Origin of the sequence: Atlantibacter hermannii (assembly GCF_009907385.1) — a bacterium.
GTDB lineage: Bacteria > Pseudomonadota > Gammaproteobacteria > Enterobacterales > Enterobacteriaceae > Atlantibacter > Atlantibacter hermannii_A.
The window spans coordinates 18,746-32,842 of record NZ_JAAATR010000009.1 but is presented as its reverse complement, the minus strand read 5'-3'; the positions used below and the strand labels follow the sequence as shown (position 1 = coordinate 32,842).

Annotated in this window: 15 protein-coding genes and 1 pseudogene; 12 read left to right on the top strand and 4 right to left on the bottom strand. The window is 44.8% G+C overall.

Going from position 1 to position 14,097, the window contains the following annotated elements:
* The 10 genes and pseudogenes from GV764_RS22060 to GV764_RS22055 all read left to right on the top strand — a co-directional run.
* Positions 1-436 (top strand): annotated as a pseudogene (locus GV764_RS22060) (hypothetical protein); the annotation flags it as partial.
* A 489-nt stretch (positions 437-925) separates the two neighbouring features.
* Positions 926-1,882: a hypothetical protein gene (locus GV764_RS03235; protein WP_000149830.1), complete on the top strand. Its 957-nt coding sequence runs from the start codon at positions 926-928 to the stop codon at positions 1,880-1,882.
* 263 nt (positions 1,883-2,145) lie between these two features.
* Complete coding sequence (locus GV764_RS03230) at positions 2,146-2,421, top strand: hypothetical protein (RefSeq protein WP_001004201.1); 276 nt, start codon at positions 2,146-2,148, stop codon at positions 2,419-2,421.
* A 44-nt stretch (positions 2,422-2,465) separates the two neighbouring features.
* Positions 2,466-3,056, top strand: a complete 591-nt coding sequence (locus tag GV764_RS03225; RefSeq protein ID WP_000578891.1) for a hypothetical protein — start codon at positions 2,466-2,468, stop codon at positions 3,054-3,056.
* Between the two features lie 7 nt (positions 3,057-3,063).
* Positions 3,064-3,321, top strand: a complete 258-nt coding sequence (locus GV764_RS03220) for a hypothetical protein (protein WP_001371933.1) — start codon at positions 3,064-3,066, stop codon at positions 3,319-3,321.
* A gap of 73 nt (positions 3,322-3,394) precedes the next feature.
* Positions 3,395-3,931 carry a hypothetical protein gene (locus tag GV764_RS03215; RefSeq protein ID WP_000107167.1) on the top strand — a complete coding sequence of 179 codons (537 nt, stop codon included), beginning with the start codon at positions 3,395-3,397 and terminating at the stop codon, positions 3,929-3,931.
* A gap of 16 nt (positions 3,932-3,947) precedes the next feature.
* Positions 3,948-4,394 carry a hypothetical protein gene (locus tag GV764_RS03210; RefSeq protein WP_000549069.1) on the top strand — a complete coding sequence of 149 codons (447 nt, stop codon included), beginning with the start codon at positions 3,948-3,950 and terminating at the stop codon, positions 4,392-4,394.
* 90 nt (positions 4,395-4,484) lie between these two features.
* A complete protein-coding gene (locus GV764_RS03205) occupies positions 4,485-5,447 on the top strand; it encodes a DNA replication terminus site-binding protein (RefSeq protein ID WP_000119428.1) in 963 nt (320 codons plus the stop codon).
* A 9-nt stretch (positions 5,448-5,456) separates the two neighbouring features.
* The gene (locus GV764_RS03200; RefSeq protein ID WP_001198595.1) at positions 5,457-6,362 is read left to right on the top strand and encodes a hypothetical protein; all 906 of its coding nucleotides are present in this window, start codon (positions 5,457-5,459) and stop codon (positions 6,360-6,362) included.
* Positions 6,298-6,642, top strand: coding sequence for a hypothetical protein (locus GV764_RS22055; protein WP_001805195.1), 345 nt, complete (start codon positions 6,298-6,300; stop codon positions 6,640-6,642). Before GV764_RS03200 ends, GV764_RS22055 begins: the two co-directional genes overlap by 65 nt.
* A gap of 21 nt (positions 6,643-6,663) precedes the next feature.
* On the opposite strand, the gene GV764_RS03190 is transcribed toward GV764_RS22055, so the two are convergent.
* A complete protein-coding gene (locus GV764_RS03190; protein WP_000795949.1) occupies positions 6,664-7,839 on the bottom strand; it encodes a tyrosine-type recombinase/integrase in 1,176 nt (391 codons plus the stop codon).
* A 169-nt stretch (positions 7,840-8,008) separates the two neighbouring features.
* Here GV764_RS03190 and GV764_RS03185 point away from each other — a divergent pair, with 169 nt between their 5' ends.
* Both GV764_RS03185 and GV764_RS03180 read left to right on the top strand, forming a co-directional pair.
* Positions 8,009-8,221: an Hha/YmoA family nucleoid-associated regulatory protein gene (locus GV764_RS03185; RefSeq protein ID WP_001285422.1), complete on the top strand. Its 213-nt coding sequence runs from the start codon at positions 8,009-8,011 to the stop codon at positions 8,219-8,221.
* A 360-nt stretch (positions 8,222-8,581) separates the two neighbouring features.
* Entirely contained in the window at positions 8,582-9,664 is a 1,083-nt protein-coding gene (locus GV764_RS03180) for a competence protein CoiA family protein (RefSeq protein ID WP_001232447.1), read from the top strand.
* A 165-nt stretch (positions 9,665-9,829) separates the two neighbouring features.
* On the opposite strand, the gene GV764_RS03175 is transcribed toward GV764_RS03180, so the two are convergent.
* The 3 genes from GV764_RS03175 to GV764_RS03165 are packed head-to-tail and all read right to left on the bottom strand — an operon-like array spanning position 9,830 to position 14,032.
* Positions 9,830-11,329 (bottom strand): helix-hairpin-helix domain-containing protein, encoded by a 1,500-nt coding sequence (locus tag GV764_RS03175; RefSeq protein ID WP_001284318.1) that lies wholly within the window; start codon positions 11,327-11,329, stop codon positions 9,830-9,832.
* 25 nt (positions 11,330-11,354) lie between these two features.
* Positions 11,355-12,992: a PP2C family serine/threonine-protein phosphatase gene (locus tag GV764_RS03170; RefSeq protein WP_000081060.1), complete on the bottom strand. Its 1,638-nt coding sequence runs from the start codon at positions 12,990-12,992 to the stop codon at positions 11,355-11,357.
* A complete protein-coding gene (locus tag GV764_RS03165) occupies positions 12,992-14,032 on the bottom strand; it encodes a TerY-C metal binding domain-containing protein (RefSeq protein ID WP_001253656.1) in 1,041 nt (346 codons plus the stop codon). The genes GV764_RS03170 and GV764_RS03165 overlap by 1 nt, the downstream gene beginning before the upstream one ends.
* Positions 14,033-14,097 lie beyond the last annotated feature (65 nt).

Below are 14,097 nucleotides of genomic sequence, written 5' to 3'. Positions count from 1 at the left end.
AATAAAGCACAACGCATCTTACTCCGATTCTATTCTTTTGAAACAAAAAATAATTTATTTTCTTGGAGTATTTAAGAATTTCGGATTTTTTACGTTTGATATTCGCGGATATAGTAATACTTTAAGCCCAGTTAAAGTTATTGATATTGTTTCAATGATTATTAATGACTGTGAAGAGTTATCTAAAGCTAATTCTTCTACTGATGCTATAAGAAATCTTTATCTCGATAAAATGAAGGTGGATGGGAAAGTGTTAGTTGCGAAATTTGCACTTAAACAGTTTTTTCATTCCGACTTTGGTGACTTTATCTCATTTGTCGAGAAAAGAATTACAGATTGTCTTAATGAAACTTTAAGGATTATCAAAGCTGTTGAACATGGCTTTGTACGTGTTGGGCAGCATAAGATTAATCGCCGTATTAATGATGACTTATAGTTATGCATTGATTTCAATACTGATGATTATCCGGCAAATATGCCAGATATATATATTAAGTTTAACGATACATTTGATGGGAACGGGGCGTTATATTGTGACAATGATGCCCTCATATCCCTCTATACCGATGTTGCTTCAATTATCAATGTGCCGGTGATGATGGAAGTAAGATTGATCAATAAAAGAGGGCGTGTTGTCTGTGATTCTTCGCATTCAACTTACGTATCTCTCGAAAGTAATGACCGATACAGAGTAACTGATCGCACATTACTAATAACTGAAGCTTTTGACGATTTTCGTAACGCGTCTCAATGATCCTTTTGCTTCAGTCCAAAAAAGTAACTTTGGTTGGCTGAAGACACTTGTCTATGACAATGTAAAATCTGTCGCTGGCATCTTCTTTTAGCTTAACCAAACTTTTATCTAACCCAGTGGGGAAGTCGCTTCCCTTCTGGGGCACTTCCTCTCAAATTTGAGGTAGTGTATATGACACATTCATCTGATGATAAAAACTATGTCCGAGCAGTTCTGAGCTATCTTGGCATAGATTTTGATGAGGCGGATATAGTATTAAGTGTTTGCCATTGTCAAAGTGACGAGCTTTCTTTTACCTGTAATATCAAAGCTATTGAACTCAAGAATGCTGTTGATTTATATGTCGATAGTATCTCTGAGAATGAAATAGAAGCTTTAAACAGAGAATCTTTAAAATCTCGACTCTGTTACTTTCTTGAGGTGTTTGACGCAGTCTCTGGTCAGTACCTTGAGATTTCAGGAAAACACTTTGCAACTAGCCGTTTTGAATATGATGATGTTTGTAGTGAAGTTCTTAGCATGTCTAATGATGTTTCTCAGTCGAAAGGTTATGACCGGGATGAATATAACAGACTGATGCAGGTTGATGGTCAGGTTATGATTGCCCGTTTTGCTTTGCAACAGTTCTGGGATACTCATTTTATTGGACTAATAACATTTGTATCTGAGTCTATAACATCGAGCCTCTATAAAGCTTATGAAACTTTTAGTGATATAAGTTTGGCTTGCTATAAACTGAGTGAATATTCTTATTCACGCTCTATCAACAGTGAATTGACCCTTAATATTTCACTTAAAGAAAATGACTTCTGTGAGGACCTATCTGATTGCTATATGGAAGATGAGGCTTTACCTTCTGGTAGGGTAATTTCTCGACGCAACAATGACTCCATAATAAGTATTTATGAGAGCTATGCTGCGGCTTCTTATATTCCGATGATTGCATCTTTGGAAGTCGTTGATGAATACGGCGAAGTGGTTACTGACCTCTGCCATACCGTTTATGTTTCAGAGTTAACCGGTGGGCGGATTAAAATCCACGACCGTAATGACTTAGTATCTGAAGTTTTCGATAACCTAAGAAATTTAAATCTTGCAGTTGGAGATTCAGTTTCACAAGCTGCTTGATTCTTTCCCTGATTTTGATTTTTTCTCACATACTCTTATGGCACGGTTTCCGTGCCTTTTTTTTGCCTCGCTTACAAGCGTCTACTCCTCTTCTACCTATCCCACCTTACATCACCACTTAAAATCTATCTTTCTAATTCCATTATCCTTTTCGTAGCCTCTAATGCTCTGGTATGAACATACTCTTTAAACTCAAAAAAGTGCTATTAACGAAAAAAAATCCCTAAAGAGATTTGTATACTGTTCTCAACCAAGGAGAGCTCATGAATGAACTAAAATCCAAAAACGAGAACAGTACCAAAAGCAACTTTCCCCCGGTTGATAATCAGTTTTGCTTTTACCATGTTGATTTCAGCATAGAACGACTACTTTCAACGGCCGAGGATCTCCAGCTTGAGTACATCTTCCAGAAACCTGGAAGTGAAGTAAGAAAGGATTTGGTTGAGCGATTCGAACGTGGAGAGCGCTTTGTTACAGCTTCACACTGTGACAATTTCTGTGAAATCCTTGGTTGTCAAGGCCATCAGGAAAATGCATAAACCCATAAACCTACATTTCCACTTTTAAGGATGTTCACTAAAGAATGATTGGAGAAAGTATTTTTGACTGGGTAATTTACGGAATATCCATTTTGATATTTGCCTCAGCACTAATTGAAGGAAAGACAACTCGCTACCCAGCACTTTTTTTCTATGGGAGTTTAATTTTAATGTTAATCCTGATAGTTGCTGGAGGCCTTAACTGGTGGTTCTACAGGTCAAAATATGGCGCAGTAATCGTTATCTTCACAGTGGTCTCTTTACTGATGACTCGATTCCGCCTGGTCATATATAAATTAAGATTAAGAAAGTTAGTTTCAGAAATCAGATTTCGTATAAAAACGGGTTTTCGTATAATTCTTGTTTTGTCGGATAATGAGGATGAGCGTAATGTTCTGCTGTCTATGCTTAGCAACGTATTGCCAGAGCAAACGCTTATTCACACGCGTGATGCTCTCGGACCTCATTCAGAGCCTATCCTAAAAGCTCTTGAGCTACATCATCAACAGGGAACAGGTTACATACTCGTCTGTGAACAACAAATCTCAGCGCGTACGTGGTTGAGTATCGTAGAAAATGGGAAACCTGATACATCTATAGCTGTTAATTTTCATTCGATCCCAGAAATGGAGTGATTTTTCAATGAGTAGAACCGTTTCACAAAGTGTCACAGAAGATTGTCTTTTTGATACCCGCACACAAGTCAGATTACAACTAAGTCGAAGCGTTCATAAAACGCTGGCATCTGCTAAAGAAATTTTACAGGGAAGGGGGGTTGATTCGGTCTCTATTGAAGATCTTGTGCGAGCCTGTCTTGAAGAGAACCAGCCAATTGATCTAGCCTCACTTTACCTTGAAAATCTCTTAAAACAGAAAGGTACCAGCATTTGCGATTTTTAGTGTTTTCAAACCTATTAGATAAAATGCCGGTTGTGTTTATATAACATCAATAATTTCATGCAACAGGTAAAACATGAGTACTCAAAAGCAACTTTCCAGAACTACCGGCACTGAACGTATGTTTAAGGAAGAGCTGGCGTTATCCTTAATTTGTTGGGTTTTCACCAGTCCTTTTACCAACTGGACCGATAAAGTCTTCAGTGGTATTGAAGTTCCGTCTGAAGGACCGTCATCATTACGGGGTGAGACAGAAAAATTCTTTCGTTTTGTCGTTAATGAAGAAGGCTACGACGCAGGAAGGGCTGCTATTGGTCTTGACCTATGTTGTTTTTCACTTCCGTTGTGTTTGTTCCCGGACGCTGCCCTGTCTGAGGAAGAGGTTATGAGTAAGTTAACCGGAGAAGTTATCCATGGAATTCTTCTTTCCTTACCTGAGTTTATTGATATGCCAGAAGTGCTCGCTTACCAGGTCAGGGATGAAATTCTTGCTTTTAACACTCGCTGTGGAGACGGGATCTTTCATGGTTGGAACACGGCTTCAGAATTGTGGAAGTTTGAAATCTTTCCCCGCACCACCATCATGATGCAGCATACTTCGGCAATACATTAAAATTAGGCGGGGCAGAATGCATAAAAAACTTTTTCTTCTCGAATGGAAACCCTGTCAGAGCCGCGTATGGGCCGGTTGGATGGCCCTGTGGTTGACTATCAGTTTTCTGATGTTATCTGCCTTGCTTATGACAGATCATCTCCTGAACAAAGTCATCCTGCCGCCAACATGGTTGTTGATCTGGTTTTCGCCAATGCTGGGGTTTTTGATAAAAGTTCGCGTCGTCGAAACTCAACATTTCCTGGAGCATGACCTCTGTGTTGCAGGTTTCTCTTTTTACCGCTGGAAGAGGTTAGTTTCTCCCGGGCTTTGGTCAGTTGACTGTATAAATGGTCGTTTTCGCCTCAATCGGATCACCCAGGTGGGTAAGACTATCCACTATCCATGGCGTCTCCATTATCATCCTTTGTTCATGAGCCCTATCGAACATAAATCGCATGCTGTGAAAGCTGTTTCAAAATGACTTCTTTAGAGGTTTACATGACATTTATGTTCTGCAAGGTCAGCCTGGGCAGCAAAATTGATTGGAAATAACATGAGCCTGGAGAAACGTATGAGTTATGACGATTTGCCCTATTTTCGTGACCAGATTCTGGAACGCATCGACTCGCTCAAGTGTTTTCTTTCGAACACCCCCCCGATGATGGCAAACCTGATGACTGTCTCCACCGTATCTAGAACAGAAGAGCGCTTGAAGCAGGTTAAACCCATCAGGGTTAGTATTAAAGACGATGCTTCGGTTGAGGAAATTATTCAGGCACTTACTGACATCTGTGTGGATGACATAGAGTCATTAAGTCATGATTCCACCAAAGTAACCACTAAATACCCGGGTCTAATCATTGTCCCCGAAAGAGCAGATCTTCTCGAAAGCTTGATCACTTCTATAAACGAAGCAAAAAATGATTTTGCTGCGGCAATGAGGCGTATCGATAATAAAAAGAATGTCCGTTTTGATAAAGTGCACAAGAAGCTCCCGGGCCTTGTCGCTATGCACTCAACAAGAAATATCCTTTTCATCAAGTCCCAGCTTAAAAAAGTTACTTTTTCATGGCGGCTAAACCGAAACCAGGAAGTTAAAACAGCAGAGCAACTTGTGAGTTTGTTGGAGCGCAGGAGAGCCTCAGAAGTAAAAAATGTAGCAACTACCAATTTGAATGTCGTGTCTAATATCGATAAGGCTTTACACCGTCTTGAATTTCACCCACTGAAGCAGGGCGAATCTTATCGCCTTTGTCGAACTAACTCTTTCCCTGTTCCGATTGCTCACATTTTTGCATTTAGGCCTGAAGGGCAGGAACGAAACGGGAATAAATATGCTGAGACTGATTATTCAGTAGTAAAAGCATCCTTGCCCATTTTCGCAGCAGGCAACATACCTCAATTAAAAACGCTCTCTGACTGGGCTCCTGAAAACAGCCAGGGTCCGTCCAACCAACGGAAGCTGAGCCTGAAATATACAGAACTCGTGCCGGGGGCTGAGCTGGGCATTTTCATTGTCAGCCCCGAAAATTAAGGAACAACAATGCAATGGATTTCCACAGCCAGCCAGAAAATCGATGAGCGTCTCTATCGTGTCTGCGTCTGGGTAAAAAAATATCACGCTGATGCGATTAACCGCGTTGTGCTAACCGTTGATCTAAGTAAAGCCCGACATGACCCTGACGAGGACCAGGTAAGAGCAGAGCTGCTGTGCGGCCATTATTTTTTGCTTCGTAAGGAAAACGCTTCGAACTCTGCGCCTGACGATCAAAAGTTTGCTTTCCTGCCTGACGGGCGCAATCTGTGTTGGCAGACCGCAACCCCGGTGCTTCAGCATCTCCTACTCAATAAAAACGTTCCTGAGTCGCTGAGGTTGCTTACGGACTACATACATATGCGTCTGGCCAGGCTGACAATGGTACCTATGTCCGGAACCATCATGAACGAGGCTCTGCTGGACAGCATCAGCTGGGTTAAGGTGGATTTGACCTACTTCTGGCAGTACGAACAGCTCAGCTCTCATCTGGGACCCATCCAGATAACCCACAAGGCACTTGTACGCTTCGGGCACCTGGCAAAGAATGATGAAAACTCCAGTGCCATAAGAATTCTGCGTCAGCGTCTGTCTTCAGAATTCTTACAAGAATTTCAGATGGCTGAGGATGAGCTAAAGCGCAAACAGTCGTTGATGGGCACCATGGACGTGAAAATGCTGTTTCATGCTCATTACCCCAGCCAGAAGATGCTGGTGGCTCGATATAAAAATGGTTGGGTAATGGTGGATTGTTTTCTGTTTCACCATACCAAACCTAAGAAAAAAGCAAAAAACAAAACTACTGTGGCTAAGCCTCAACTTAAACAGACTAAAAGAGAAGGGAGTGAAAATGGAACTGGGCATTATGGTGTGCATCGTGTTGTTACTCTCAGTGGCGGCGGCGTGGATCAGTAATAAGACAGTTGATTTGCTCGAAAGATTCTATTTCAAGCGTCCGCTGAGCATGGAGTACGCGGCATGGCTACGTGTAATGTGTGCAGGCTTGTTATTAGTTTTTATTCAGGTTGCTCCCCAATTTACACTCCTGTATACCCTTAAACTTGTCACGCTTATTAATCTTGGAATCCAGACAATGAAATTAAATGGCGTGTACAAATATAAAAGGACGGGAATTTTGCCTCCGGGAGGGGCACTCTCTAATCTCACCAGACTTAACCCGTTCAAGAAAAAATAAAGTTATGCGCCCGTGAGGGCGCTATTCATCAAAGGCATTTCGCATAAGCTTGATCATGGCTTTTTTACCAGCTTCAATATTGCGAATGTAGCGCATAACCATTTCTTCATTCGACCAGTTCCCCATTTCCATAATCTGTGGTAGCGAGTAACCTTCAATATCCAGCTGTATCGCACCGCCTACACGAACGCTGTGCCCTGTCCAGTAACGGGTTTTAGTCTCATTTGGATAAAGCTCATTCCACATTTCTTTAAATGCCCGTAAAAGGGAATTTTTGCTGAGCATACCGGCATCGTCCACAGTGTCTTCCTCATCTTCATCGTTCAGAAGACTTTGTTTAGCACGGTAGGGCAGGTTATGCCGTTTAAGAAGCTCAGATAGCTCATTCCCTTTACTCCGAAGCTTCCAGCCGGGTGGCATATAGCCTGTATCATGGAAATTTACGGCCTGGAAAAGGTATTCATCCGGATGACTGTGCTGATCCATTTTCACAAGGTTCATCAATCTCAAGAGGCAGTTAGTTAACTGACGTGTCAGCCGGTAGGTAAGAAGTGTACTGATGTTCGTTTTTGTACGGTATACCGTCAGGTTAAATTCACCGGTCATACTATCCAGAGACAGATCTTTCAGACGTATACGGCGAATTTCGGATGAACGGAGCAGTGTTTCAAAGCCTGTCCAGATCAGGCACAGGTCACGAAGCTTACGAACTGAGTTTGTAGTACTGCGTAACTTTATCAGAGCCTTGAGATCGCCAATAAGAAAGGGAGTTGCCTGTTTAGTCGTCTTTCGCTTCCGGGCTTCCGATTGTTTTAAGGCTTCCAGCATGTACCATGCTTCAGACGTAATAATCCCGGGCAGGTTAAGCCCTTTTTTATGGATACTGTTTAAGGCCTGAAGACAGCTGTTTATGCTGCTTCGTGACAATTTGCCTTCAAGATGCCCCATAAACGCCAGCAGAGCTTCCTCAGACACGGGGAGCGAACTTACTGGCCAGTCTGTATGCAACCGGGCATTCGCCTGATACCATTCGTTCCATACTCGTAGCCAGTGCAGATAGGTTTTAGCTGTGTTGTATCTCAGATGGGAAAAGTAACGGATCAAGCGTGAAAGCTGTTTATCATGGTTGCCGAACGTTTCCAGCTGCTGATGCAATTCGCTTTCCGAAAACTGTCTGATCACTGATTGATTCTTCATCCTGCTCACCGGGATACACTGGTTTTATTTACAGTCATTTTAGCACTCATGTACCTGGTTATGAACAGGGTGGAAACAACGAAAAAGGTTGTGAAATCGTTAGGCTTAAGTGAAAAATGATATTAAGATTATCCCTGGCCAGTTGAGGCCTGTCTAAAGAAGGTTGATTATGTCTGACACAAAGCAGTCTTATTTAATGAAATTCCGTAAGTGTAGTTCGTTCGAAACGCTCGAAAAAGTATTTGAAAGGTTATGTGAAAAAAACTCGGGTGTCGCCTCTCTTGAAATTTCTGGTGCTTATGATCATCGTAAAGCTGAACTGACAATGAAAAAGTTATATGACAAAGTTCCTGCGAGTGTGTGGACCTTTGTTCGCGAGTAATTATTGATATTGGCACAACAAAAAGACTGTGTCTGGATTTGAAAATAGTTTATGCCCCTTTCGGGGCTAAAGGCACTGTAATAGCCTGTCTTTTTAACTTTCTTATTAAGTTCGGAGAAAGACTTTAATCATAAGCCAAGCCCACTGCTAAATACATCCGATATTCTCCTTAATTTTAGAAGTTGTGATAAAAGTTACTTTACCTAAACTTCTCTCTCCATATTTGTAAGGCTCTCATTTGATTCTTGTCAAACATTAATCTGGAAAACTAAAAAATCATTTCTTTTAATTCGTTTTACAGAAATCCTCCTCCGTTATTTCGGATATAGTTTGAATAATTATCAAAAACGGGGTGCAGCCATGCGTAAGAGTTACACATTTGGTATTCCATTTGGACTCCAGAGAGAATCAGGACTCTTTTTAGATATTACAGAGGTCAGCCGGGGTATCGACTGTAACTGCATCTGCCCCGCTTGCAAAACTGATCTGTTAGCAAAGCAGGGGGAGGTCAAGCTTTGGCATTTCTCACACAGTACTGCTGTAGCCGGTGACTGTGATGGTCTGATGGAAGCCATCCGGGGAAAAATTATTGAAGTCATCAACGAGCACCAGGTTCTTGGTTTCCCAAATCTTCTCGCTGGCGACGATGGTGGGCCGGTTTCACTGAATGAGGTTATTGGAAGCGGCAGTATGTTCGGAGGCACAGCTGATCTGTTCGTAAAGGTTAATGATTTATGTGTGGCCGTCTTTCTGGACAGGGATCGTAGCATTTCTGCGAAGTTAACCTTTGACCACCTTCATCCTTCCGAAAGAGTTGCCGCATTGCGTATCGATCTTCCAGATATTGAATATGAAATCAGTCAGGTGCAGCTCGGGCGACGTAAAACAACATACAGTGAGTGCATTGAAAGCCTGATCATTGATGAGACCAGTTCCCGGGAATGGCTATATCATCCATTAATGCATGAACTTGAATCTGAACCTCTTCAGGAGTATCGGGGACGGGAGCCTTCAGAGGAAGGGCCTCTTCTTCAGCGCCTTGCTGACTGTAAGATGAAATTGCCTGATATCCTTCCGGGCAGTCATAACGCGTTAGTCAGGTTACAGCAGGATACGATTGTATGTCTGTGTCGGTTAACGGTTCGGGCTTATGACATCGCTCAGACCGATGAATTTCCTTTGTTCCTTCGCTATTTCAGGTTGCACTGCCTGGAAAACAGCGAACATGTCAGTTACGAAAGACTGATCTGCTGGCAGGAAATGATTTCAAAAACCCAGGAAGGCCAGTCCTTGACACAAAACGAACTTGAATATCTTCATGAGATTGTCCGCATCGCCTTATACAATCACCGGCTTAACAATGTCAGTATTTCAGATGTTAAAAACCATGACACAGGAAAGGAGAGCGGCAGGGTAGAGCCACAAAACTATTCACTCTTATAAATAAATTGGGCTTTGCGCATTAAACCCTTGCCGCAGGAGGTGTACCGCATATCCGGCACAGACAGTCAGTTTTTCTGGCAGCTTAAATTTGACACAGCTTAATATAGTGATTCATTAAACAGGTTCAGTATGCTGCCAGAACGTTTTAGTCGTTATGGGCGTCCGTTAGTTTTCTACTAACTGAACGACGACCAGCCTGCCGCCTTCCTCCTTTGACAGAACAAACTGAGCGTTATTCGTCAGTTCAATTTTTTCCCCAATGGCAATCTGTCGTTTATCCGGTAATGACATAAGCCCATTTATGCCTTCATTTACTAACCACCACTGATCGTTATGGAAAACAAAATACCCAACTCGTTTCCTTTGCAAATCGGTTGTACGCTCATTTGGCGCAATGAGGCGATTCACATGCCACGCATAGATTGACTGCCCGCTCCACACCATCAACCGGTGGTCGTCAGGACGATAACTGCCTTCCTTTCGGGAAGAATATAAATTTAGAACCGGTAATTTACCCTTGTATGGCGTACCGCAGTAGGGACAAACCGGCTTTGTCTTACCCGAGAAAACGTACCATTTCTGTTCACACGCCTTGTTCTGGCAGGGCTGTATCAGATCGACTGTTTTAACCAGGGCGCTTTCCCACTCATCGGCGGTCGGGCGTTTAGTGGCATCGTGTAAGCCATCTATAAAGGCGCGCTCAAACAAAGGTGTCAGATAAGGGCCCATGATGGTGTAAGGAATTTTCTCCGGGTCAGCCCAGGGCAGTGAAAAGGACGATAGCTGACTGACTTTGACTGCATTGCTTTTGTCTGTCGGATGTTCAATGAAGAGTGCCTTCTCACCCATAGATAAGGTCTCATCACGTACTTCATCCGACATGTCATGTATTTTTCCGCCACGTAGCGGATGACGGAAGAACAGATACATGTAGATAAGCACCGACAGCGCATGACGGTCAGTAGTAATGCTTGGCAATACGCGGTTCGGATCCTCTTTGGAAAGATGACTGGTTTTCACCACTTCCGGAGCGATAAAATCCGGGGTGCCCACCACGTCGGGAGGATACTTTCCAGGGACAACCAGGCCGTCTACGTCAATGATGCAGGCATGTCCCATTTCTGGATCGATAAGCACGTTTTTATAGCTTAGATCGCTGTGACAGAGACCTGCCGCATGCATCCTTCTGACGGCTCTTGTCAGCAGCAGACAGACCTTGAGATAGGTAAGCGTATTGCCTCGTTCACGTGGGTCGAGAAATTTGTTCTGGTTGCTGGCGCTGGCAAACCATTTGCCTTCCTTTTCACGACCTTTTATGCCAAGAAAATCATCGTTTTTAGAGCCGTATTTAAAGAAAAAGTAGCTTTTGTAGGTTGGAACCACGATGCCGATTTTATGCCCATGCTCAACAACATGGGTCGGCCAGCAAAACAGGTCCTTCCAGTATTCACCTCCGGACTGGCCAAAAATGTTTTGCCTGTAGCGTCCGGTGATCATATCAATCCGATCCCGGGCCTGCTCGTTCTGCGGTTTATGATAAAAAGCGACGACGTATGATTTATCAGGCGAAAAGTAAACATCCTTCATCGAGCCCGAACCAATTACCTCGTCAACATACTGGACTGTTTCGCCGTCCTTTGTTTTGCACGTAACGATATTTGCCATATTGATCACCGAAAAAGCGTATCCCTTACCACAACACCGCAATAGTGCGGTCATCATGGTTCCCTGTGGAGAAAAAGTTAAGCCAGTCGCCTAACCTCTCAGGCGCAATACTGGCGTCTGTAAGGACAGGGTTGAGCTCATCAACGAGACGGGTCCATTTTTCGTCACTGCGAAGCCCATTATCCGTCTCAAACAGAGGGTCTGAGACGCCGTCTGTCATGAGGATCAAGTGAGATACATCATTCCATTTACCCACGCTGATGCGGCCGCTAAACGAGGGGTCTGCGATAATGCTCTGGTCAAGGAAACGGGTTTGTCCTGCGTATTCTCCGCTATCGGGATTTCCCAGTATCCTGACTTTACCGGAAGGGCTGTATGCACCTATCGCACCATCACCAAGCCAGAATGCAGTCGCAAACAGCTCGTTATCAGTTCGTAGCGCTACAGTTGCCAGAAGGGTTGTTGAATAGGATTTCACAGGTTGTTCTGCACAAATGGCTTCGTTCTGGATACTGTTGACCGCGAGCGTAGCTGCCTGTTTAAAATGATGAAGCATGGCGTTTATTGTTGCCTGCTGATCGCTCCCTTCCCACGCCGTGATGTGCTGCTTTAAATGGACGCCTTTCACACCACTGAGCTGATTTAAAAGGTAATCGCCAGCCGTTTTGACTGCAATCCGGGAGCCTTCCCGGGAATTTACCGCACTACCGGCTCCGTCTGCGACCAGCATGACAGACCATCCTGTTTCCTGGCAGTGGTTGATGTAGAAGTCGTCATCTCTGAAGCTTCCGGCATGCTCATGAGAGCGTCCCCGGCGACTGGCGGCAGCAATACGTATATCACCCCTGACCAGGCCAGCAGCGTCCAGATGGGACTTAGGGTAGGGAGCGTCTGCTGGTGGCTCTACCACCTTCCACAGGCTTCTCGGATCGGGATTGATTATAAATAGCTGTTTTGTTTCACATTCGTCGTGCGACGTGCATGACCAGATTACTGAAAGCTCTATATCGCCGCTTTCGGTGGGAGTACCTGTCAGCAACTCCTGTTCTTTGTCAAAAGACAGGCCAATGTTCCGGGGAAAGACAACGTCCCTGACAGTAGCCTGCTGGCCCTCACCCAGAACGATAGCAACCGGCGAAGAGAAACGTTCGCCTGCGCGGGCGTTGGGGATCGTTATTTTAGCTCTCGGGGGAACGGCAGGTGGCACAGCTAAGCTGGCCCGCTGCTGGCCTGTCGGTATCTGCCCGGGTTTTAATACCAGGGAAGACAGGTTTTCGTCTTCCCTCTGTGCTGGTTTATCAAATTCGTAATAAGGCATCAGCTTCCAGAACGGAGGATGAGGCTCATTTTCTGGCAGGGGTTGCAGTGCTGATGTATCGGTAGCGTCAATGCCCGGGTTATCAGCAACACTTACGACCGTTTGTTGCTGATCGGAAAGACTGGATGCTGACGAGGCGGCAATCTCTGCGTCGTTATCACCTTCGCTAACCCGCGCAGATAAACCCTGTGCAAGGCTCTCAATCCGCTCTTTAAGCCGCATAATTTCTTCGGTAAGGGATGGGTCCTGCGATAGAAGTAAAAGCCGCTCACCTTCAACAGGGTGGCCCAGCTCAGACAGAACTAAGCGGATAATCTTCTCTTCAAGTAAAGCATTTTGCGACATCAACCTCTCCCTCTGTTTACGTCGAAGTTAGTGTTTCCGCCATCATTGCTGAATGACAGGCCTGTTTCACACCACGGGCAGATCACGTCATCCGGGCCGTCAATACACAGCAACTTTCCGCATGAGCACAGGGCAAACGCACTGGCATTACCGCAGTGGGGGCAACCCGGTACGCCATGCAGTTCGCTGGTATTTACCTGCAAACCGGTAGCGGTGGCATCTGACCACGCAAAATAGTCCTCATCGATGGGATAGCATCCGGCAATATTAAAGCTGTTCAGGTTCAGACTGAAATCGAGCCCGGAAACCCTTGCTGGTGGCCGTTCATACTTCATCAGGTACGGACGACGGGTCTTGCTGCAACGGCCGGTAAGCGTAACGCAGTTTTCGTCGTACGCTTTTACTGGCTCGTCCTTGGCCAGCCGGACTATGTATTCAGTCTGGCTGAGCTCAGGTTGTTTGTCGTCCCCGACGCTGCGGCTGTGCGCCGTAACCGAGGCCGTGATCCATTTGATGAAGCGGGTAAAGTCCCCTTCCTGAGATTCGGTGAACAGCATGACATTCTCTGTCAGTTGCCGCAGGATATTCAGGTCCGCTGACGGCCCCAGGCCAACGGCAATGAGATTCACTTTACTCGCGTAGTGATCCTTCCAGCGCTTCACTTCTGCGGTTGTGTCGTCAGTCGGACGTCCGTCGGTAAGGAGATACACGACGGGTTTCCAGTCGCCTTTAGCCTCATGAGTGGTTTTTCTGACCTGGGTATCAATTTGCACGGTCAGCTCACGCAATGCAGCTCCAAGGCTCGTACCGCCGCCAACGGGAAGGCGGGGAGGGTAGAACGAGGCAATTTCGTGAAGAGGTACAATCGTACGGGCTACACCGGCAAATGCGATTACCGAGACCCAGGCTGTTTCAAGTGCGTGTGGATCCTTTCTTAAATCTCCGACGATCATTTGCAGACCATCAGTCATTTTTTTCAGGTTTTCACCAATCATGGACTCTGAACAGTCCAGGACAAAAAACACGGGAAGGCGTCTCATAATTTTCCTCGTACGGCTGGTACGGCCAGCAGAAAACGTTGCTGTACAGAAAGGTGCTGCCCGGA

Bases quoted from the DNA above. Each gene is read 5' to 3' on its own strand.
- GV764_RS03200 (WP_001198595.1), top strand. From the start codon at position 5,457: ATGCAATGGATTTCCACAGCCAGCCAGAAAATCGATGAGCGTCTCTAT.
- GV764_RS03230 (WP_001004201.1), top strand. From the start codon at position 2,146: ATGAATGAACTAAAATCCAAAAACGAGAACAGTACCAAAAGCAACTTT.
- GV764_RS03215 (WP_000107167.1), top strand. From the start codon at position 3,395: ATGAGTACTCAAAAGCAACTTTCCAGAACTACCGGCACTGAACGTATG.
- GV764_RS03225 (WP_000578891.1), top strand. From the start codon at position 2,466: ATGATTGGAGAAAGTATTTTTGACTGGGTAATTTACGGAATATCCATT.
- GV764_RS22055 (WP_001805195.1), top strand. From the start codon at position 6,298: ATGGAACTGGGCATTATGGTGTGCATCGTGTTGTTACTCTCAGTGGCG.
- GV764_RS03180 (WP_001232447.1), top strand. From the start codon at position 8,582: ATGCGTAAGAGTTACACATTTGGTATTCCATTTGGACTCCAGAGAGAA.
- GV764_RS03205 (WP_000119428.1), top strand. From the start codon at position 4,485: ATGAGTTATGACGATTTGCCCTATTTTCGTGACCAGATTCTGGAACGC.
- GV764_RS03165 (WP_001253656.1), bottom strand. From the start codon at position 14,032: ATGAGACGCCTTCCCGTGTTTTTTGTCCTGGACTGTTCAGAGTCCATG.
- GV764_RS03175 (WP_001284318.1), bottom strand. From the start codon at position 11,329: ATGGCAAATATCGTTACGTGCAAAACAAAGGACGGCGAAACAGTCCAG.
- GV764_RS03185 (WP_001285422.1), top strand. From the start codon at position 8,009: ATGTCTGACACAAAGCAGTCTTATTTAATGAAATTCCGTAAGTGTAGT.
- GV764_RS03210 (WP_000549069.1), top strand. From the start codon at position 3,948: ATGCATAAAAAACTTTTTCTTCTCGAATGGAAACCCTGTCAGAGCCGC.
- GV764_RS03220 (WP_001371933.1), top strand. From the start codon at position 3,064: ATGAGTAGAACCGTTTCACAAAGTGTCACAGAAGATTGTCTTTTTGAT.
- GV764_RS03235 (WP_000149830.1), top strand. From the start codon at position 926: ATGACACATTCATCTGATGATAAAAACTATGTCCGAGCAGTTCTGAGC.
- GV764_RS03190 (WP_000795949.1), bottom strand. From the start codon at position 7,839: ATGAAGAATCAATCAGTGATCAGACAGTTTTCGGAAAGCGAATTGCAT.
- GV764_RS03170 (WP_000081060.1), bottom strand. From the start codon at position 12,992: ATGTCGCAAAATGCTTTACTTGAAGAGAAGATTATCCGCTTAGTTCTG.